Annotated in this window: 17 protein-coding genes; 10 read left to right on the top strand and 7 right to left on the bottom strand. The window is 71.4% G+C overall.

Annotated elements, in window-relative coordinates; all coding sequences use genetic code 11:
• Positions 1-103 precede the first annotated feature (103 nt).
• Entirely contained in the window at positions 104-979 is an 876-nt protein-coding gene (locus AB0K07_RS13350) for an LLM class F420-dependent oxidoreductase (protein ID WP_363754641.1), read from the bottom strand.
• 174 nt (positions 980-1,153) lie between these two features.
• Between AB0K07_RS13350 and AB0K07_RS13345 the strand changes: the two genes are divergently transcribed.
• From AB0K07_RS13345 to AB0K07_RS13335, 3 genes are read left to right on the top strand one after another with little or no spacing between them, the layout of a single operon-like run.
• Positions 1,154-2,305, top strand: a complete 1,152-nt coding sequence (locus AB0K07_RS13345; protein ID WP_363754637.1) for an acyltransferase — start codon at positions 1,154-1,156, stop codon at positions 2,303-2,305.
• Positions 2,302-3,444 carry an alanine racemase gene (alr, locus tag AB0K07_RS13340; protein ID WP_363754634.1) on the top strand — a complete coding sequence of 381 codons (1,143 nt, stop codon included), beginning with the start codon at positions 2,302-2,304 and terminating at the stop codon, positions 3,442-3,444. The genes AB0K07_RS13345 and alr overlap by 4 nt, the downstream gene beginning before the upstream one ends.
• Positions 3,441-4,463: a D-alanine--D-alanine ligase family protein gene (locus AB0K07_RS13335; RefSeq protein WP_363754631.1), complete on the top strand. Its 1,023-nt coding sequence runs from the start codon at positions 3,441-3,443 to the stop codon at positions 4,461-4,463. The genes alr and AB0K07_RS13335 overlap by 4 nt, the downstream gene beginning before the upstream one ends.
• Positions 4,464-4,478: 15 nt before the next feature.
• On the opposite strand, the gene AB0K07_RS13330 is transcribed toward AB0K07_RS13335, so the two are convergent.
• The 4 genes from AB0K07_RS13330 to AB0K07_RS13315 all read right to left on the bottom strand — a co-directional run bounded on the left by AB0K07_RS13330 (position 4,479) and on the right by AB0K07_RS13315 (position 8,188).
• Positions 4,479-4,985, bottom strand: coding sequence for a hypothetical protein (locus tag AB0K07_RS13330; RefSeq protein ID WP_363754628.1), 507 nt, complete (start codon positions 4,983-4,985; stop codon positions 4,479-4,481).
• Entirely contained in the window at positions 4,982-6,415 is a 1,434-nt protein-coding gene (locus AB0K07_RS13325; protein ID WP_363754625.1) for a HAMP domain-containing sensor histidine kinase, read from the bottom strand. The genes AB0K07_RS13330 and AB0K07_RS13325 overlap by 4 nt, the downstream gene beginning before the upstream one ends.
• Positions 6,416-6,444: 29 nt before the next feature.
• The gene (locus AB0K07_RS13320; protein WP_363754475.1) at positions 6,445-7,140 is read right to left on the bottom strand and encodes a response regulator transcription factor; all 696 of its coding nucleotides are present in this window, start codon (positions 7,138-7,140) and stop codon (positions 6,445-6,447) included.
• Positions 7,141-7,201: 61 nt separating this feature from the next.
• Positions 7,202-8,188, bottom strand: coding sequence for a phosphatase PAP2 family protein (locus AB0K07_RS13315; RefSeq protein WP_363754472.1), 987 nt, complete (start codon positions 8,186-8,188; stop codon positions 7,202-7,204).
• A 346-nt stretch (positions 8,189-8,534) separates the two neighbouring features.
• Here AB0K07_RS13315 and AB0K07_RS13310 point away from each other — a divergent pair, with 346 nt between their 5' ends.
• A complete protein-coding gene (locus tag AB0K07_RS13310) occupies positions 8,535-9,050 on the top strand; it encodes a winged helix-turn-helix domain-containing protein (protein ID WP_363754469.1) in 516 nt (171 codons plus the stop codon).
• A gap of 74 nt (positions 9,051-9,124) precedes the next feature.
• Here the strand turns inward: AB0K07_RS13310 and AB0K07_RS13305 are convergent, their stop codons facing one another.
• A complete protein-coding gene (locus tag AB0K07_RS13305) occupies positions 9,125-13,495 on the bottom strand; it encodes a S8 family serine peptidase (protein WP_363754466.1) in 4,371 nt (1,456 codons plus the stop codon).
• Positions 13,496-13,818: 323 nt separating this feature from the next.
• Here AB0K07_RS13305 and AB0K07_RS13300 point away from each other — a divergent pair, with 323 nt between their 5' ends.
• Positions 13,819-14,370, top strand: coding sequence for a winged helix-turn-helix domain-containing protein (locus AB0K07_RS13300; protein ID WP_363754463.1), 552 nt, complete (start codon positions 13,819-13,821; stop codon positions 14,368-14,370).
• Between the two features lie 53 nt (positions 14,371-14,423).
• On the opposite strand, the gene AB0K07_RS13295 is transcribed toward AB0K07_RS13300, so the two are convergent.
• Positions 14,424-15,320: a diiron oxygenase gene (locus AB0K07_RS13295; RefSeq protein ID WP_363754460.1), complete on the bottom strand. Its 897-nt coding sequence runs from the start codon at positions 15,318-15,320 to the stop codon at positions 14,424-14,426.
• Positions 15,321-15,368: 48 nt separating this feature from the next.
• On the opposite strand from AB0K07_RS13295, the gene AB0K07_RS13290 reads away from it, so the two are divergent.
• From AB0K07_RS13290 to AB0K07_RS13270, 5 genes are all read left to right on the top strand, one after another.
• On the top strand, positions 15,369-16,097 hold the full coding sequence (locus tag AB0K07_RS13290; RefSeq protein WP_363754458.1) for a TetR/AcrR family transcriptional regulator: 729 nt from the start codon (positions 15,369-15,371) through the stop codon (positions 16,095-16,097).
• A complete protein-coding gene (locus AB0K07_RS13285) occupies positions 16,094-16,366 on the top strand; it encodes a DUF4873 domain-containing protein (RefSeq protein ID WP_363754456.1) in 273 nt (90 codons plus the stop codon). The genes AB0K07_RS13290 and AB0K07_RS13285 overlap by 4 nt, the downstream gene beginning before the upstream one ends.
• 29 nt (positions 16,367-16,395) lie before the next feature.
• Complete coding sequence (locus tag AB0K07_RS13280) at positions 16,396-17,238, top strand: alpha/beta fold hydrolase (RefSeq protein ID WP_363754454.1); 843 nt, start codon at positions 16,396-16,398, stop codon at positions 17,236-17,238.
• Between the two features lie 41 nt (positions 17,239-17,279).
• On the top strand, positions 17,280-17,888 hold the full coding sequence (locus AB0K07_RS13275) for a TetR family transcriptional regulator (RefSeq protein WP_363754451.1): 609 nt from the start codon (positions 17,280-17,282) through the stop codon (positions 17,886-17,888).
• A 74-nt stretch (positions 17,889-17,962) separates the two neighbouring features.
• The gene (locus AB0K07_RS13270; protein ID WP_363754448.1) at positions 17,963-19,543 is read left to right on the top strand and encodes an MDR family MFS transporter; all 1,581 of its coding nucleotides are present in this window, start codon (positions 17,963-17,965) and stop codon (positions 19,541-19,543) included.
• Positions 19,544-19,756: the final 213 nt, after the last annotated feature.

Raw genomic sequence — 19,756 nt, 5'->3', positions numbered from 1 at the left:
TCTCCGGTCTTTCCGGCGCTGTGCGGCTGCCGCTGAGCGCACCGGGAATCCGGCCCGAATTCGCCTTCCGTGCACAGTGGCCGCTCCTGCCGCCACGACCCGGTCAGCCGATGTCGGCCAACCGCGGCAGCACCTCGTCGCCGAGCCGTCGGGCGAACTCCACCGGGTGCCGGTCCGGCGTCACCTGCACCTCGGTGACCCCGAGCGCGGCGTACCCGGTCACCTCGGCGAGGAACGCGTCGACGTCGGTCAGCGGTGACCGGTGGGCGACCACCGTCTTCTCGATGGTGTCGTAGTCCCGGCCCTCGGCGGCGCAGTGCTCGCGCAACACGTCCAACTTGCGCGCCACCTCGCCCGACCCGGCGGCCGTGCCGAACAGGTTGCAGGCGTCGGCGTACCGGGCGACCAGGAGCAGGGTCTTCTTCTCACCGCCGCCGCCGATCATGATGGGCGGGTGCGGACGGCTCAACGGCTGCGGCGAGTTGATCGTCTCGGCGAGCTGGTAGTGCCGGCCGGTGAACGGCCCGTTGTCGTCACTCCACATCTGCCGGACGATGCCGAGCGTCTCCTCCAGCCGCTCGAACCGCTCGGCCATCGGCACGACGGGGACGCCGAGCCCGCGCTGCTCCCGCTCGTACCAGGACGCGCCGATACCGAGCCGGGCCCGGCCGCCGGAGAGCACGTCGAGGGTCGTCACCGTCTTGGCGAGCAGCCCCGGGTACCGGTACATCACGCCGGTGACCAGCACGCCCAGCGTCATCCGCTGTGTCTTCGCCGCGACGAAACCCAGCGTGGTGTACGCCTCCAGCATCGGCTCCTCGGCCGGGGCCACCGCCTCCATCTGGAAGAAGTGGTCCATCACCGTGAACGACGCGACGCCGGCCTGCTCGGCGGTGGTCGCCGCCTCGGCCAGGGTCGGTGCGATCGCCGCCGGCTCGGCCGGGGTCGAGTAACTCCAGTAGTGCAGTCCGAGCTTCATTCCTCGCCACCTCCGCACCGAGCCTAGTGGCCCTCCGCGGCAACGGCCCGGCGATCGACGAGGCCGCGAGCCCGGGTCCGCGTGATCGCGGCGGACCGTTCCCGCCGACATCCATTACGGGTTCATGACACTGCGCGGATCACGCGGGGATATCCGACTGACACCTTCGGTCGGGTGATCCCACAGCCGACATCCACCGACGCCCGGCCCGCCGAGCACGAGCTCGACGTGACGCGCGTCCGGTTCCGACACCGGAGGCAACGGACACCGTCCGGCTCCACCCCGGCACGGCCACACCGGGCGCAGTGGGCCGACGCCGCGAAGGGCGCGTGCATCATCCTGGTCGTCCTGTGGCACGTCGTCGTCAAGGACTACCTGCAGATCGACTGGCACGTCGGCGTACCGGTGCCGGGCCTGTGGGGAACGGTGGGTGAGCAGTTCCTGCCGCTGCGGATGCCGCTGTTCTTCACCATCTCCGGTGTCTTCGCGGCGAATGCCGTCCAGCGGCCCTGGCGGGTCGTGGCCCGCAGCCGGATCGCCGGGTTCCTCTACCTGTACGCCGTCTGGCTGCTGATCCACACCGTGGTCCTCGCCGCGGCCCCGGACCTCCCGACCGACCGGGCCACGTCCGTCCTCTCCCTGCTGGAACAGCTCACCATCACGCCGTCCAACCTCTGGTACCTGTACGCCCTGGCGCTCTACTTCGCGCTCGCCAAGGCCGTCCGCAGGGCTCCCCGCGTGCTGGTCCTGGTGCCCGCCGCGGCGCTGTCCGCCGTCGCGGCGGCCGGCCTGGTCGACACGCCGGGCAACCGCGCCGGCCTCTACCAGAACCTGATCTTCTTTCTCGCCGGCCTGTACCTGCGGCCCCAGATCGAACGGTGGGCGGCCACCGCCACCGGACGCCGGCTCGCGCTGACCTCGGGCGCGTACGTCCTCGTCCTCACCGCGATGGCGGCGGCCGGCGCGCAGCGGTGGTTCGGCGTGTGGCCCGTGGTCTCCGTGGTGGCGGTCGCGTTCGGCATCACCGCCGCCGCCCGGCTGGCCCGGCGGCCCGCCCCCACCGACCGGCTCGCCACGCTCGGCCGCGGCACGCTGCCCGTCTACGTCATCCACATGCCGGTGCTGGCGGTGCTGCACCGGCTGCTGCTCGGGCCGGTCTCCGGGCTGGACGGGGTCGGCCAGGCCCTGCTCGTGCTCGGCTACCCGATCCTGCTGACCGGGCTCGTGATCGGCATGAGCCTGGCCATCCACCGCGGGCTCCTGGCGCTGCACGCACGCTGGTTGTTCACCCTTCCCGGTCCCCGCCGGGTGGAGGCGGCCCGATGAGCGCGTTGGCCGAGGCGGTGGTCGACCTCGGTGCGATCGCCGGCAACGTGCGGACCGTCGCGTCGGTCGCCGGCACCCCGCTGATGGCCGTGGTGAAGGCGGACGGGTTCGGCCACGGCGCCGTGCCGGTCGCACGGGCCGCGCTGCGTGCCGGCGCCGACTGGCTGGGGGTGACCTCGGCGTCCGAGGCACTGGCCCTGCGCGGGGCGGGCATCACCGCACCCACGCTGAGCTGGTTGCACCGCCCCGACGACGACTTCCACGAGTTGATCGTCGCGGGCGTCGACATCGGCGTGTCGACCACGCCCCACCTGCACGCGATCGCCGACGCCGCCCACCGGCTCGGCCTGCCCGCGACCGTGCAGCTCAAGGCGGACACCGGGCTGTCCCGCAACGGGGCGGCCGGGGACGACTGGCCCGAGCTGGTCGGCTGGGCCCGCAAGTACGAGGTGGAGGGCGGGGTCCGGGTGCGCGGGGTGTGGTCGCACCTGGCCGACGCCGACGTGCCGGGCAGCCCCGCGCTGGCACCGCAGGTGGCGATGTTCGAGGGGGCGCTGCGGGTGGCCCGGTCCGCCGGACTCGACCCCGACCTGGTGCACCTGGCCAACTCGGCTGCCGCGCTGGCGGCACCCGGGACCCGCTACGACCTCTGCCGGATCGGGCTCGCGCTGTACGGCGTCGACCCGTTCGGCGGGACCGGGTCCGGCGCGTTCGGCCTGCGCGCCGCGATGACGCTGCGCACGACCGTGGTCAACGTGAAGCGGGTACCGGCCGGCACCGGCGTCTCCTACGGACCCGGGTACGTGACCGGCGCGCCGACCACCCTGGCCCTGCTGCCGCTCGGCTACGCCGACGGCCTGACCCGGGCGGCCGAGGGCCGCGCCGAGGTGTCGCTCGGCGGTCGGCGTTGCCCGGTCGTCGGCCGCATCGCCATGGATCAGTGCGTGGTCGACGCGGGCGACCTTCCCGTGGCGATCGGCGACCCGGTCGTGGTGTTCGGCCCCGCCGGGGCCGACCGCGCCCAGCCGACGGTCGCCGAGTGGGCGCGGTGGGCCGGCACCAACCCGCACGAGATCTTGACCGGTGTCGGGGCCCGCGTGGCCCGCGACCACCTCCACGAAAGGGCGGACGAGTCATGACGACCCGACTGGCAGTGCTGTACGGCGGGCAGAGCGGCGAGCACGAGGTGTCCCGCCGTTCGGCGGCGAGCATCCTCGCGGGCCTCGACCGGGAGAGGTACCAGGTCACCGAGGTGCTCATCGGTCGCGACGGCGGGTGGCACGTCGACGGCCGGCCGATGCCACTTCCCCTGGCGCTGCGCGTGTTGCGCGCCCAGGACGTGGTGTTCCCGGCCCTGCACGGTCCGTACGGGGAGGACGGCACGATCGCGTCGCTGCTGGAATGGCTCGGCGTGCCGTACGTCGGCAACGGCGTCTTCGCCAGCGCGGCCGGCATGGACAAGGGCGTCACCAAGCGGCTGCTCGCCGCGGAGGGCCTGCGGGTCAGCCCCGGGGTGACCCTGCGACCCGACGAGGATCTGTCCCCGGCCGACCGGCAACGACTGGGCCTGCCGGTGTTCGTCAAGCCCGCCCGGGCCGGCTCCAGCCTGGGCGTGGTCAAGGTGACCGACTGGGCGCTGCTTCCCGCCGCGCTGCGGGAGGCCCGCGAGGTCGACCCGAAGGTGCTGGTCGAGCAGGGGGCGCGCGGACGGGAGATCGACGTGGCCGTCCTCCAGCATCCCGACGGGCGCGTGCAGGCCGGTCCGCCCCTGGAGATCAGGGTGACCGGCGCCGGCTTCTTCGACTACGACGCGAAGTACGACGGCGGCGCCGTCTTCCAGATCCCCGCCCCGCTCGACCCGGCCACCACCGAGGTGCTCCAGGACCGCGCGATCCGCGCCTTCCACGCCCTCGACTGCCGCGGGCTGCTGCGGGTCGACTTCTTCCTGCCCACGCAGGGGTCCGCCGAGCCCATCGTGAACGAGGTGAACACCTTCCCCGGATTCACCACCGCGTCGCAGTTCCCCCAGATCTGGCAGCAGGCGGGGATCGGTTTCGCCGCCCTGCTCGACATCCTCATCTCCGGCGCGCTGGCCGACCAGGGTCGGGTCCGCTCCGGCGGGTTGCCCCGACCGGCACGGGCGGTCGACCTGGTGTGAGGGCCGTCGCCCCGGTCATTTGACCGGACAGGACCGGGGCGGCCGGGCACCGTCCGGCCCGGCGATGGTGACCGGGGCGAAGCCGTCTCCCCCGCCGGTGAGCGCGATCGCTTCGGCCACGGTGCAGATGATCTGGTCGGCCGCGGCGGCGGACAGCGGCAGCACCGCCCCCGTCATCGTGACGGTGAGGCCGGATCCGTCGGCCGTCGCCGTCACCGGGGAGGCCGCGACGAGGCCGGCGGGCACCTCGCTGACGAGGCCCTGGCGCCGCTCCGATTCGTCCGGACCCGCCGCCAGCGCGTCGAGTGTCTGCTCGGGCGAGACGATGTTCCCCTTGGTCTCGCGGATGACCAGCGCGAGTCGTCCGTCCGAGAGCAGGTAGAGGCCGGCACCCACGGCCGGGCCTGTCGTCGCGGAGCGGCCGGTGATGACGCCGCTGGGCCGGACCCCGCAGCCCGTCGCGAGCAGCGTGAGCAGGAGCACGCCGGCGAGCAACGCCCGAGCCGACCGGCGGCCGGTCACCGTGGGCCCCCGGCGTCCGGCGTGCCGGTGGCCATCCGGGGCAGCCGGAGTGTGAACACGGCACCGCCGGCTGGATCGTTGCCCGCGAGGAGACTTCCGGTCTGCCCGGCGTGCCGGTGCAGGCGCGCGTTCTCCCACGCGATGGCGAGGCCGAGCCCACTGCCCTCCGAGCGGGTCCGGGCGGTGTCCGCCTTGTAGAAGCGCTCGAAGACGTGCGGCAGCACCTCCGGGTCCAGCCCGGGCCCCTGGTCGCGGACCTCGATGGTGATCCAGTCCGGGTCGGCGCGCAGGCGTACGGACACCGGCTCGGCGCCGTGCCGGAACGCGTTGCCGACCAGGTTGGCGACGATGACGTCCAACCGGCGGGGATCCAGCCGGGCGGAGATCCCGGGCGGCAGGTCCGCCCGCACCCGGTTCACCCAGCCCCGAACCCGCAGGGTCGCGGTCACCGCCGCGGCCACGTCGACGGTGTCGAGGCCGAGCCGCGCCGTGCCGGAGTCGAATCTGCTGACCTCGATGAGATCGTTGACGAGTCGGGTGAGGCTCTGCGTCTCCTGACTGACGAGCCGGGCGGCCTGGCCGGCATCGCCGGGCAGCCGGTCCGCCTCCTCGTCCAGCACGTCGGTGACCGCCGTCATCGCGGCCAGCGGCGTACGGAGTTCGTGCGACACGTCGGCCACGAAGCGTCGCGCGTCGGCCTCCATCCGCCGCAGCTCACCGACCTGCCGCTCCAGTGTCCCCGCCGTGTCGTTGAAGGTCCGTGCCACGTCGGCCAGTTCGTCGGCGCCCCGGACCGTCAGCCGCGTGGTCAGGTCGCCCTCGCCGAGCCGGCGCGCGGCCCGGCCCAGCTCACGGACCGGCCGCAACACGCCCCGGGCGGCCAGCAGGGCCAGCAGGACCGCAAGGACCAGGGAGAGCCCGCCGGTCAGCCACGCCAGGGTGGCGAGCCGGTCGATGCTCTGCTGCTCGGGGGCGAGGCTGCGCACCGAGTAGACCTCGAGGCCGGACGGCACGGGGGTGCCGTCGGGTCGGTCGATCATCAGCTGGGTACCGATCAGCAGCACGGGTTCCCCGTCGCGCGAGACGCGTTGCCAGGCGATGACGCCGTTGCCGACCGCCTCCCGCAGCTCCGGGGTGACGGGTTCGGGCACCTGCGCCCCCTGTGCCCGCATGTCGCGGTAGAGGATCACCGCGTATCCCTCCCGGTCGGAGAGACGCTGGGCCAACCGGTCGAGGTCGTCCTGGGACGGCGGGAGCCGGCGTACCGGGTAGATCGTCGTGAGCTGATCGGTCAGCGAGGCCACCGCCGCGTCCTGCGCCTGCTGGAGGATGACCGTCCGGGCCTGGAAGTAGCTTCCGCTGGCCACCACGGCGGTGGTGGCCACTCCCAGCAACGCGAAGGCCAGCAGCAGCCGGACCCGCAGGCCCACCGCGCGGCCTCCGGCCCAGCGCAAGGGTGTCACAGCGGCCCGAACCGGTACCCGAAGCCGCGGACGGTCTGGATGAAGACCGGCGCCGACGAGTCGTCCTCGATCTTGGCGCGCAGCCGCTGCACGCAGGCGTCCACGAGCCGCGAGTCGCCCAGGTAACCGTGCTCCCACACGGCCTCCAGCAGTTGCTGGCGGCTCAGCACCTGACCCGGTGTCTGCGCGAGTTCGAGCAGCAGGCGCAGCTCCGTCGGTGCGAGGCCGACCGGTAGCCCACCCTTGCTGACCACCAGGGCAGCCCGGTCGATGGTGAGGGCGCCGTGCTGTTCGAGGCCGGGCCGCTCGCCGCCGGTGCGCCGCGACTCGCCACCGGTCCGCCGCAGCACCGCCCGGATGCGCGCCTCGAGCACCCGTGCCTGCACGGGCTTGACCACGTAGTCGTCGGCGCCGGCCTCCAGGCCCGCCACCACGTCCATGTCGTCGTTGCGGGCGGTGAGCATGATGATCGGCAGGTCGCCGAGCTGCCGGATCCGGCGACAGACCTCGAACCCGTCCATCCCGGGCAGCATGAGATCGAGGACCACAACGTCGGCCGAGGCCGCTCGCAACCGTTCCAACCCCTGCTCACCGGTTGCGACGGCATCGACCGCGTGGCCCTGTCGGGTGAGGGCCAGCTGCAACCCGTCGCGCACCGTCTGGTGATCTTCGATCAGCAGGACCTGGGACATGTCGCCAAGTATCCCATCATGAATAGATTTAGCTTTCGATCGATGTCCGAGGCGTCGGGTATCAACCCCACGCCGCCCCGCCGTCCCGGCTGTCCGTCGCCGGATGCGGCTGCTTGTGGTGCCGCAGACGGGTCGGGACGTCGAAATCCGCTGTCCGTACCAGGAACACCACCGCGCCCACCGCCAGCATCGTCGACCCGGTCGCCGCCACGATGGCGACCAGCAGCCCGCCCTGCACCGACGCCGCCAGACCGGGCACCACCACCAGAAGCGCCCAGAGCAGCACGGCCAGCGCCAGAGCCCCCTCGACCAGCCGGCGCCACGTGGTGTTGGCGCCGCCCCGACCGGCGTCGCCGCGCCGATTCGCCAGCGGTGCCGCCGCCAGGCAGAACAGCGCCACAGCCAGCAGGACGCCGCCGAGCGCGTCGCTGAACCGGTGCCAACCGGCGACCATGGTGGCCGAGGCGATCACGGAGACGCCGGCGGCACCCGGCACCGCCAGCCAGCGTCGTGCCCACCCCGGCAGGACCAGCATGAACGCCAGCAGCAGGGCCGTCGCGGCCGCGACGTGACCACTGGGGAAGCTGTTGTGGGTGCTGGAACTCTGGATCTGGAGATCCGGTCGGGCAAGCGCCGACTTCACCGCGCCGGCGACCAGCACCGCGCAGAGGACCATGCCGACGCCCACCAGTCCCGCCAGCAGCCGCCGGCAGAGCAGCCCCACCACCAGCACCGCGCCGAGCAGGGCGGCCAGCAACGTCGGGCTGCCGAAGGTGGCCAGCACGGTTCTGGCCGGACCCACCAGGACGGTCTGCTGCTCGTAGCCCCCACCCCGCTCGGCGCGCGGCAGGAGCAGTCCGTCCAGCCACTGACCGGGGTAGGTCCGCACGAAGACGACGTAGGTGAGGCACAGGGCGAGCAGGTGGCCCAGTGCCGCGCCGAGCAGCAGTCGGCCCAGCGGCGCGGCCACGCGCAGGGGTGGCAGCGGTCGCGCCGGCTGCGCGCCGGCTGCCGACCGCCCGATGTGGTACGACGATCCGAGGGACATACCGGCCATGGTGGGCGCGTCACGTCCGGACACCGTCCGCGGATTGTCTTCGTTGTGTCACAGTTTCCGCCCCGGCTGCGAAGAACGGATGGACCGGTGTCGGCGCACCGGGCAACCGGCGGCTGACGCAACGCGTCGATGACCACAAATTCCCCAGCAAACCCGGCCAAGTCCCCGCGAATGGCTTACGGGAAGCGTGAAGGGTCATTCATATGCTTGCATGCAACTATGTTTTACCCTGCCGAGACGCAATACCACTAAGGTCAGGACGCCGATCAATCAATGTTTCGGTCGGCAGCGCGAAAACCATCCGGAGTGAGCTGGGGAACCGGAAGGGGTTGGGGAAATGCAGGGGATTCCGGTCGCCTCCCTCGTCATCGGCATCGCGTCCTCGCCGGCCGAACGCAGACAGCTGGCCCGGCTGCTCGGCGGGAGTGACGCCTTCCTGATCGTCTCGAATGTCGACCAGGCGCGGGAGTTTCTCGGGGTGGTCGACGTGCCGCCCGCCGACACGGTGGTTCCCACCGCCCCGAGCGTGATCGCCGATGCGGCGCAGAGTTCGCAGACGTCACCACCACCCGATCTGGCCGTCGATTCCGACCGCCGGGTGCTGCGTTGGCGTGATCGGGAGATCGACCTGACCCGGCTGGAGCATGACGTCCTGCTCTGCCTGGTCGGCGCACCCGGTCAGGTCTGGACCTACGAGCGACTGCACCTCGAGGTGTGGGGCAACCGGCACCTCGGCCGCGGGTCGGACATGCACTCCGTGGTCCGCCGGGTACGCCGCAAACTCGCCTGGTTGAACGCGGCGGCGACGATCCACTCCGTCCGCGGCGTGGGCTTCCGGCTCGCCCCGGTCTGACCGCCGACGACCAGGGTCCGGCCCGCCTGGTCAGCAACCAGGCGGGCCGGATCTGTCAGGTACCGGTCAGAAGGTCAGCACCGAATGGGCGACAACCCGAAGTTCTCCACCGTGGGCGTGGTGGTGTTGATCTTCGTCTGACGGGTCTGCGGCTTCCAGCCGTCCTTGGCGACGATCATCGTGAGCGGGTTGTTCCGACGGTCCACCCAGTAGGCGTACCTGCCCTCGGTGTCGGTGGCGAAGGTCCACGACATCGCCCACGAGTCGACCTGGACCACCGCGCCGGCGATCGGCGAGGTCGCGCCCTGGCAGCTCGTCCCGGTCACCGTGCCCATGAGCTTGCCCCACGTCTTCGGAGGCGTCGCGGTCATGGTCACCTCAACCGGCGCCACCGTGTACGGCGTGTTCTCCTTGATGCCGACCGAGCCGGAGTACGTACCCGGCTGGTCCACGTTCGCCGTCATCCCGACGGTGACCGTGACCTTCGCGCCCGGCGCCAGGGTGACCGCCGACTTGTCGATCGTCATCCAGCTGACATCGGCAGCCGCCTCGGCGCAACCCTCGAACCCGGGCAGCGCCTCGCTGTCCGGTGCCGCGTTGAAGCTGCCGGACGATCCGCCGATCTTGTAGAAGCCGCACGCCGCGCCACCGCGGTACCGCGCGGTGTTGGCGTTCGGCAGGTTGGACCACGAGCTGGTGGCCGGGTCGTAGGCGAAGCCGGCGTTGCTGATGGCCCCACCCTGCGAACCACCGACGACGAGGAGCTTGCCGCTGGCGACAGCGAACGAGCTGGCCCAGTTGTCGGCCGGCGCATCGGCGATGGCGGTCCAGGTGTTGGCACCCGGGTCGAAGGCGTAGCTGGCCTTCTGCGCGGCGGCCCCGTCGTTGCCGCCGGTGCAGTAGACCGTGCCGTCGATCCCGCCGCAGGAGGCGAAGGCCACCGACTTCGGGTAGTTGGCCATCGTCTCCCAGGTGTTGGTGCCCGGGTCGTACCGGACGACGCTGTTCGACATCGGCGTACAGGCGGCCGTGGTGCAGCCACCGATGGCGTACAGCTTGCCGTCGACGACCGCCTGCCCGGCGGCGGCTCGCGGCGCCGGGTTGTCGGCCAGCTCGGTCCAGGTGTTCGCCGCCGGGTCGTACGACCAGGTGGCGGCGTCCGGACCGCCGTCCGCCCAGCCGCCGGTCGCGATGATCTTCCCGTCGACGACGCCCACGGCCAGGGCGTTGCGGGCGCCGGGAAGGTCGGCGATCGGCGTCCAGGTCTGGGCAACCGCGTCGTAGGCGTAGTTCTTCGTGGTCGAACTCGACCCGTCGCCACCACCGATCGAGTAGACCTTGCCGTCCAGGGTCACCACCCGGTTGTCCATGATGTTGGTCGGGTAGTCGGTGATGTCCGTCCACGGGGCGGCCTGCGGGCCGACCGCGGCGGGGGTCGCCGTGGCAGCCTTGCCGGACGCCTTCGCGGCGAACGACGTCGGAACGGTCAGCCGCTGCTCCGGTGCGCCGGTGGCGCCGAGCACCTGCTGCCGGGTCACCGTGGACCCGTCGGCCCGGAGGAGTTCGAACCCGTTGTCGCGCTCACTGAACTCGACGTCGACCGGCGCCCCACCGGTGTTGGTCACCGTGAACGTCTTGCTGGCCTTGCCGGTGGGCATCTGCACGGTGGCGCTCAGCTGGGTCGGCGTCACCGACAGCCGGCCGGCCGCGAGCTGGAAGTTCGCGGTCGTCGCCCAGTCGGCCTCCACGTCGACCTGCTTGCTCTGGCTGACGTAGTTGCCGGCCTTCGCGGTGAACTTGTGCGTGCCGGTCAGCGTCGAGTAGAGCCAGTAGAAACCGTCGGCCAGCCCCGGGTCGTCCGGGGTCGCCACGGTGACGGCCTTCTCGGCGGGCCGGTCGTCGCTGGTGACGGTCGCGCCGTTGACGTAGCTGTTGTCGTTCTTGTCGCGGACGTTGCCGACGACCAGGCCGCCATCGACCGGCACGCAGGTGACCTGGCTGCCGATCAGGACGTTGTCGACCTCCCACCACCACTCGTACGAGGCGTCGTAGTAGTGGAACCGCACCTGGACCTGCGCCTTGCCGGCCGCCTGCGGGATCGGGATCTCGGTGACCTTCGGCCCCCGGACGTCGGTCTCCTGCCGGAGCACGTTCGTCCAGGTGGCACCGCCGTCGATGCTGAGATCGACGTCGCCGGTGTCGTCGGCCAGCTGGTTGAAGTCCTGGTTGAACCGGATGACCGGGGCCGTGACACTGGTCAGGTTGACCACCGGGCTGACCAGGGAGGTGTCCTGGCTTCCACCGGCACCGTACGCGTCGCTGTCGATCATCGCGAAGTTGCCGCTGCCGCCGGTCAGGTTGCCCCGGTTGCCGTCGTCGGTGAACTTCCAGACCTGACCGTTGCCCTTGTTGTCCACCACCGACCAGCCGGCCGGGACGGTCGTGCCGTCGAAGGTCTCGTACTCACCGTCGGAGCCGAACGTGTAACCCGGCGCCGTCGTGCAGGTGGTGGTGTCCACCGGCACCGCGACGTTGGCGGTGACGTTGCCCGCCCCGACCACGACCTCCTTGGTGACGCTCTGGTAGCCCGGGTACTGCGACTCGTACTTCAGGGTGTAGGTCTGCCCGGCCGGCAGCTTGATGCTGTAGCGGCCGTTCGCCGGCGTGGTGTAGTCGTACACGCCGGACACACCCGTCACGGTGACCTTGGCGTACAAGGGCCAGCCGTGTCCGGAGCCGTCGGTGACCGCACCGGTGACGTTGACGCTCGGCACCGCCGTCAACGCGACGTTGAGCGTGGTGGTCGCGCCGTCGGTGACGGTCGCCGGCTTCGTCGTGCTGCCGTAACCGAATGCCGCCACGGCGACCTGGTAGGCACCGATCGGCAGGGTCGTCGAGTACTTCCCGTCGGGGCCGGTGGTCACCTCGCGCCCGGTCGGGCCGGTGAGGGTCAGGGTCGCACCGGCGATCGGGGCGCCGGTGGCCGCGTCGGTGACCGTGCCGGCCAGGGTGCCGGTGTCGCCGGTCGGGGCGGCGTTGAGCAGCGCGAGGGCGTCCAACCGGCCCTCGCCGTAGACGTTGTTGTCCGCCGGGGAGCCGCCGCACTGGTCGTCGGCCTTGTCGATCGCGGCGCGGTTGAGCAGCGCACGGGTCGCGTCGATCTCACCGACCAGCGACGGGGCCGCCGAGTACAGCAGCGCGATCGCACCCGCGAGGTGCGGGGCGGCCATCGACGTGCCGTTGAAGCTGGCGTAGGAGTTGCCCGGGATGCTCGACCGGACGTTCACGCCCGGTGCCGAGATGTTGGGCTTGATCTCGCCGTTCTGCCCGGCGCCCCGGCCCGAGAAGCCGGCGATGTTGTTGTTGATGTCGTACGCACCGGTGGAGTAGTTGCTGACCAGGCTGCCCGGTGAGCCACTGCTCTGGCATGCCGACCCGCTGTTGCCGTTGGACCAGACCCCGAAGATCCCGGACGCGGCCCAGGCCAACGTCACGTCCTCCATGAAGGGCTCGTTGGACGGGTTCTGGCTGCCCCACGAGTTGTTGATGATGTTCGGCCGCTTACTGGCGTCCGGGTTCTGGCCGTTGAGGTCCGTCGGCTCGAGCATCCACTGCCCGGAGGTGATCAGAGCCTCGTCGCTGGGGCAGCAACCGTTTGCCGCGATCCACGTGACCCCGGGGGCGACACCGATCTGGTTCGCGCCGTCGGAGCCGGCCATGGTGCCCATCGTGTGCGTACCGTGGCCGTTGGTGTCACAGGGTGCGGTCGCGCAGGTCCCGGCGGCGTTGAACCAGTTGTAGTTGTGGTCGAACGTGCCGTCGCCGTTGTTGCCCCGGTAGGAGCCGACCAGCGCGGGGTGGTCGAACTGGACCCCGGTGTCGATGTTCGCGATGGTGATGCCCTCGCCGGTGACGCCGTACTGGGACCAGACGTCGTCGGCGTTGATGTTCGCGATGCCCCACTCGAGGGCGTTCACGGTCTTCTCGTCGGTGCCCTTGGTGACCTCGGGCACCTTGTACGTGACCGGCGCGTAGAGACCCTCGACCTCAGCGTGGGCGGCGAACTTCTGCGCCATCTGCAGCGAGCCGCTGCTCACCTTGATGGCGTTGGTCGCCCAGAAGGTCTGGTACTTCGCGCCCGCGCCGTCGAGTTCGGCCCGGACCTTGCCCTGGCTCTCGGCGGCGGACTTGCGGAGCGCGTCGGCGACCGCCGTGCCACGCTTCGACCAGTCCTTGATGGCACTGGCCTTGCTCAGGTCCGCCCGGTCCTTGAACCGGATCCAGAAGTCCCCTTCGCTCTTGGCCTGGAGCTGCTTCGCCAGTTCCGGTCGGATCTTGTCCCCCGCAGCGGCGCCGGCCCCCGTCGCGCCGGGCGCCGCCTGCGCGCCCGAGCTGATACTCGCCAGACATGTCGCGGCGAGGATCATCGCCGCACCAGCGCTCACCAATGATCTGGCTGTGCGCCTCCATTGTGGACGTCTGAACATCGGTGCTGCCTCCCTCAGAACGACCCAGGGTGAAAATGGGCCATGGTGAGGGTGCGGAAGATTCGTCCCGATGGTACGAACGGACGAACCCCTTCATGCCTCCCCATGCACCGCGCGGGTCACGCCGGTTGCCCGAGTGGACACTATGATCTAGAAGAAAGGACGATCAAGAACTTGCCGTGAGCAACTTGTCGCTAACGGTTGCCAGGCTGGCGGCACGCTTGCCAAACACTGTCAGGACCATGACGAGAGTTGGGCAGAATGATGCCCATGGATCCCGGGTGGGTGCTGTGGCCGAGGACGACGAAGCGGGGTTGGACGGGCCCGATGCGGTTGACGAGCCGTTCCCACTGCTGATCGCGGTGACCTCGTCGCCGACCGAGCGGATCCGGCTCGCGGAGCGCCTCGAGGGCATCGCGCCGCTGCTGCTGGTGGCCGACCTCGACGAGCTGCGTCGACTGATCCCGGCTCCACAGCAGCCGGCCGGGACGCCGCCCCAGCCGACGCCCGCGCCCGCGACGGATTCCGCCCTGGTCATCGACTCGACCCGGTCCACCGCCCGCTGCGAGGACCGCGAGATCGACCTGACCCGGCTGGAGCACGACCTGCTGATCTGCCTGACGACCGAGCCGATCCGGGTCTGGAGCTACGCCGAGCTGCACCGGTCGGTCTGGCGCGACGAAGGGCGCGAGCGCAAGGCGGACGTGCAGTCGTTGGTGAAGCGGCTGCGACGCAAGCTGCACGACCTCGGCACCGTCGCCACGATCGAGGCGGTGCGCGGCGTGGGATTGCGGCTGACCGACCGCCAGGACCCACGGATCGGGCGGGCCTGACCCGGCTGCCTGATGTGGGCAGCGCCCCCGGTGGCCCACCGGCCGACGAGCGGTCAGATCAGCCCGGCACGGGCCCACAGCAGACGTCCGGGCCCGGCCACCAGGCCCACGCCCGCCAGGTGGGTGTGCACCCGCTCCGCCGACCAGCGCAGGGTGGCACGCCAGTGCGGGTTGGCCCGGGCGGCGGCCCGGCCGACCGCTGGCGGGATGCCCACCGCCGCGTACGCGTCCGGATGGACCAGGCGGTTGGCGATCGTGTTGGCGGCGCGACCGATCAGCAGCCGGGCGTACGCCATGCCCAGCGGGCCGGACGCCGCGACCTGGTGCGCCAGCTCCTCGCGGGCGAACCGGACGTGTCGCGCCTCCTCCACCACGTGGATGCGCGAGACCATCCGGATGAGCGGCTGGAGCGACTCGTCGGCCATGATCTCGCGCTGGAACGCGTCGAGGATCTCCTCGGCGATGAGGATCGCGGCGTACATCCGGGGGCCGCTGGCGGTGGCCTTGAGGAAGCGCCCGAGCAGGTGGTCGCCCGGGCTGGCCCGGTAGACCGGACAGCCCATCGCCTCGATCAGCCGACCGAACATGATGGAGTGTCGGCACTCGTCGGCGACCTCGGTCAGCGCGTACTGGGCGTGCCGGCTGGTCGGGTCGGCGTCGTAGTACTCCCGGATCAGCATCTGCATGAGGATCGTCTCGAACCACAGCCCGGCGCTGGCCGCGCTGGCCACCTCGTGCTTGGTGAGCTCGACGCGCTGCTCCTCGGTGAGCCGGGCCCAGATCGGGGTGCCGTAGAGGCTGCTGCGGTGCGGCGGGAGCCAGTAGGCGCCCGGGACGGGCGGCGCGTCCCAGTCGATTTCGACGACGGGGTCGTAGCTGGTGCGTAGCGAGGACGTGAGCAGTCGCTCGGCGACCGCCGCCCGCTCGGATTCCGCCGATCCCGCGTCCATGGCTCCTCCATATTGACGTGACGTCGGGTAACTGTTACGAGTAGTAGCATGCAATCGCCGCTCAAGGATGTCAATGGATCCGGTCCGGCGGCCCCGGCCCCTGAGGAGGGCCGGAAGGCGAAGGGCAACGGCCGCCGGGACCGGTGGGCCGACCATCGTGAGCAACGACGGCGCGACCTGGTCGGGGCCGCCGTCCAGGCGTTGCTGCGGTACGGGCCGGACGTCGACATGGACCAGGTGGCCGCCACCGCGGGCGTCAGCAAACCGGTCCTCTACCGCTACTTCGCCGACAAATCGCAGCTCTGGGTCGCCGTCAGCGAGGTGGTCGCGGCCCGGATCATCGACACCGTGGCGCCCGCGGTCGAACAGGTCCGCGAGGAACGTGGCCTGGTGCAGGCGACGATCGACGCGTACCTCGGTGTGATCGAGGCGCAGCCCACGCTCTACCGGTTCCTGATGCACCAGTCCGGTCATCCGGGCATCCACCAGGTGGTCGCCGGGACCAGCCAGCAGGTCGCCGCCGGGCTGGCCCGGGTGATCGGCGACCGGCTGCGCGCGCTGGGCCTGGACGCCGGCCCCGCCGAGCCGTGGGCGTACGGCCTGGTGGGCTTCGTGCAGGCGGTCGGCGACTGGTGGACCACGCACGGCCAGCCGATCACCCGGGCCGCCCTCACCGACTACCTCACCGCCCTGCTGTGGAGCGGAATCGAGGGGGTACGGGCCAGCGCCGACCTGCCGCACGAGCTGACCCGCGCCCACGAACGGATCGCGCCATGAGCTATCACGGCGCCGCGAGTGTCGCGGGCACCGCTGTCCGGGTGCACCTCAGTGGGCGGTGGGAGCCCGTCGACGGCCGATACCACTGGGCTGGGCGGATCGAGCCCGACCCGCAGGTGGCCCGCCTGCTGCGCTCCGGCCAACGCGACGTCGAGCTGCGCATCGCGGACCGGACCCGGCCCGCCCGGCTGGCCGAGGTCGACCCGTGGGGTGGCGTACGGATCACCGGCGTGGGCGACCCGCCCTGGCCCGAGCCTCTGGAGGAGTGATGGAGATCGACGTCGGTGGAGGGGTGGTCATGGCAGTTCACTTTCGTCGTGCGGGCAGCGGCGAGCCGCTCGTGCTCATCCACGGCATCGGTCACCGCCATCAGGCGTGGGAGCCGGTGTTCGACCGACTCGCCGCCCACCATGAGGTGATCGCGCTCGACCTGCCCGGCTTCGGGAACTCCCCGGTGCCCGAGGCCGGCATGCCCGTCGACATGGCCGCGACCGTCGCCGGGATACTGCCGGTCCTGGCCGAGTGGGGGCTGGACCGCCCGCACGTGGCCGGCTACAGCCTCGGTGGGGCGATCAGCCTGGAGCTCGCCGCCACCGGGGCGGTCGCCTCGGCCACCGCCTTCTCCCCCGCCGGGTTCTTCACCCCGGCCGAGCGCCGGCGGGCACTGACCATCCTGAGGATGTTGCGGGTCAACTCGTACCTGCCCACCCCGATCATGCGGGCCGCGCTGCGCTCGGCGTACCTGCGGGCGATGTGCTTCGCGCCGCTGGTGGCCCGCCCCCGGCTGCTGGACGCCGACCGCGCCCTGGGCGACGCGCTCGCCCTGCGGCGCGGGCTCGGCTTCAGCGCCGTGGCCCGGGCCGCCCGCGACTACCGCTTCGACGGCCTGCGGCTGGCCGACGCGACGGTGCCGGTGACCATCGGCTGGGGTGACTGCGACCGCGTCTTCGGCGTCCACCAGGCCGAGCGCGCCCGGGCCGGCCTGCCGGCGGCTCGGGTGGTGACGCTTCCCGGTTGCGGGCACGTGCCGATGAGCGACGATCCGGACCTGGTCGCCGCGCTCATCCTGGAGACCACGGGGGCGGCGCCCCGCACCGACCGACCGGACCGGGTGGGTCGGGAACATCACTTCACAGAATAAAAACTTGCAGGGTACGCAAACTCCGCCCTAATCTCGCCCGCGTGACCGACTCCGACCAGGCCGCCACCGGGCGCCGGGACCGCAAGAAGCGGCAGACGCGAGCCGCGCTGACCGCCGCCGCGCTACGCCTGGTCGCCGAGCGCGGCCTGGAGCACGTCACGGTGGAGGAGATCAGCGAGGCCGCGGACGTCTCCTCGCGCACCTTCTTCAACTACTTCACCTGCAAGGACGAGGCGCTCACCGACGACCCGGCACTCGACGGGACGCCGGTGGTGGCGCGGCTGGCCGCCGCCCCGCCGCAGGTGCCGGCGTTGCAGGCCGTCCGGCTCGCCCTCGACGAGGCGATCGACACGATGCAGGCCGACCGGGAGTTGTGGCGGCTGCGGCTGGCGGTCATCGCCCAGAATCCCGCGCTGCTGCCCCGGCTGATGGCCGGGAACATCGAGACCGAGGCGGCCATGGTCGCGGCTCTCGCCGCCCGGCTCGGCGTCGAACCCGACCACGGCCACCCGGCGCTGGTCACCGCCGTGGCCGGTGCCACCTTCCGCACCGCGATGCTGCGCTGGGCCGCCGACGACAGCCGGCCGCTGCGCGACTTCGTCGACGAGGCGTTCGCCGCGGTCGCGGCCGGCCTGCCGGATCCCTCCTGACCACACCAGTCCCGCCCCGGTGCACCGGTCTCCGGGGTCAGCCACTCCGATTCAACCCTGACAAGGGAGCGTCAATGACCACCACCGCCCCGCCGCCCACCGAGGCTGCCGACGTCGGCACGCGCATGTCGCGTCGGGAGGTTCTCCAGGCCCTCTCCGGCCTGATGGTCGGCATGTTCGTGTCCATCCTCGCCTCCACGGTGGTGGCGAACGCTCTGCCGCGGATCATCGCCGATCTGAACGGCAGCCAGACCGTCTACACCTGGATCGTCACCAGCGAACTGCTCGCCATGACGGCGACGGTGCCGCTCTGGGGCAAGATGGCCGACCTCTACAGCAAGAAGCTGCTGATCCAGCTGTCGCTGGGGCTGTTCGTGGTGGGTTCGCTGATCGCGGGCTTCACGCCGAACGTCGAGGTGCTGCTGGTGAGCCGGGTCGTGCAGGGCATCGGCGCCGGCGGCATGACGGCGCTGGCCACCATCGTCATGGCGGCGATGATCCCGCCGCGCGAGCTGGGCCGCTACGCCGGCATCTTCGGCGCGGTCTTCGGTGTCGGCACCATCGCCGGTCCGCTGATCGGCGGCCTGCTCGTCGACACGTCCTGGCTGGGCTGGCGGTGGTGCTTCCTGATCGGCGTCCCGTTCACCATCCTGTCCATCGTCCTGCTGCAGCGCACCCTGCACCTCCCGGTCGTCCGCCGCAAGTTCAAGATCGACTGGCTTGGTGCCGTGCTCATCACCGCGGGCGTCTGCACCCTGCTGGTCTGGTCGTCCCTGGCCGGGAACAAGTTCGCCTGGGCCTCGGGCTGGACGGCCGTGATGGTCCTCGGCGGTCTGGTCCTGCTGGCGCTGGCCGTTCTCGTCGAGTCGCGGGCGGCGGAGCCGATCGTCCCGCTGGACATCTTCCGCAACCGCACGGTCTCGCTGGCCACCGCCGCCAGCGTGCTGGTCGGCGTCGCGATGTTCGGTGGCACCGTCTTCCTGTCCCAGTACTTCCAGATCTCGCTGGGCAAGTCGCCGACCGTCGCGGGGCTGATGAGCCTTCCGATGATCTTCGGTCTGCTCGTCTCGTCGACGGTGGCCGGCCAGCTCATCACGAAGTTCGGCCGGTGGAAGGCGTACCTGGTGGCGGGCGCCGCCGTGATGACCGTCGGGATGCTGCTCCTGGGCACCATCGACGCCGGCACCAGCGTCGTCGTCCTGTCGATCTACATGGCCGTGCTGGGTGTCGGCGTCGGCATGCTCATGCAGAACCTCGTGCTCGCCGCGCAGAACGACGTGCCCGCCCACGAGCTCGGCGCCGCCACCTCCGTGCTGACGTTCTTCCGCAGCATGGGCGGCGCCATCGGGGTCAGTGCCCTCGGCGCGGTCCTGGCCAACCGGGTGACCACGCTGACGACCGAGCGACTCGGCCCGGCGGCGGCCGGCGGCGGCTCGGCCGAGGTGCCGGACCTGTCCACCCTGCCCGAGCCGGTGCTGCGCATCGTGCAGGACGTGTACGGCACCGCCACCGCCGACCTGTTCCTGATCGGCGCACCGATCGCACTGGTCGCGCTGATCGTCGTGCTGTTCATCAAGGAAAAGCCGCTGCACACCCTCAGCGGGGACGAACGACGCGCCCAGGAGGAAGCGGCCGCACAGGCCGCGACTCACTGAGCTGTACGACAGCAGTCGGGGGCGGGCCGGTCGGCCCGCCCCCGTTCCGCGTCCGCACCGCTGCACCGGCCGGGGCAACCCCTGCCACCTTCACCTTTGCTCTGCTTCAACCCACGCAACGGTTTCGGGCGGTGAGTGTTGCGTCGGTTGAAGCAGAGCAAAGGGTGCCAGCTGAGCACTGGCTCCTCCGCAGGCGAGCGGCGGGCCGATGAC

The sequence above is a fragment of the Micromonospora sp. NPDC049301 genome (assembly GCF_040678715.1).
GTDB lineage: Bacteria > Actinomycetota > Actinomycetes > Mycobacteriales > Micromonosporaceae > Micromonospora.
Note: the sequence above shows the minus strand (reverse complement) of the source record. Positions and strands in the feature narration are given on the sequence as shown.

Excerpts from the sequence above, each read along its gene's own strand:
- alr (WP_363754634.1), top strand. The coding sequence starts at position 2,302 with ATGAGCGCGTTGGCCGAGGCGGTGGTCGACCTCGGTGCGATCGCCGGC.
- AB0K07_RS13350 (WP_363754641.1), bottom strand. The coding sequence starts at position 979 with ATGAAGCTCGGACTGCACTACTGGAGTTACTCGACCCCGGCCGAGCCG.
- AB0K07_RS13290 (WP_363754458.1), top strand. The coding sequence starts at position 15,369 with ATGCAATCGCCGCTCAAGGATGTCAATGGATCCGGTCCGGCGGCCCCG.
- AB0K07_RS13320 (WP_363754475.1), bottom strand. The coding sequence starts at position 7,140 with ATGTCCCAGGTCCTGCTGATCGAAGATCACCAGACGGTGCGCGACGGG.
- AB0K07_RS13335 (WP_363754631.1), top strand. The coding sequence starts at position 3,441 with ATGACGACCCGACTGGCAGTGCTGTACGGCGGGCAGAGCGGCGAGCAC.
- AB0K07_RS13315 (WP_363754472.1), bottom strand. The coding sequence starts at position 8,188 with ATGTCCCTCGGATCGTCGTACCACATCGGGCGGTCGGCAGCCGGCGCG.
- AB0K07_RS13270 (WP_363754448.1), top strand. The coding sequence starts at position 17,963 with ATGACCACCACCGCCCCGCCGCCCACCGAGGCTGCCGACGTCGGCACG.
- AB0K07_RS13295 (WP_363754460.1), bottom strand. The coding sequence starts at position 15,320 with ATGGACGCGGGATCGGCGGAATCCGAGCGGGCGGCGGTCGCCGAGCGA.
- AB0K07_RS13280 (WP_363754454.1), top strand. The coding sequence starts at position 16,396 with ATGGCAGTTCACTTTCGTCGTGCGGGCAGCGGCGAGCCGCTCGTGCTC.
- AB0K07_RS13310 (WP_363754469.1), top strand. The coding sequence starts at position 8,535 with ATGCAGGGGATTCCGGTCGCCTCCCTCGTCATCGGCATCGCGTCCTCG.
- AB0K07_RS13285 (WP_363754456.1), top strand. The coding sequence starts at position 16,094 with ATGAGCTATCACGGCGCCGCGAGTGTCGCGGGCACCGCTGTCCGGGTG.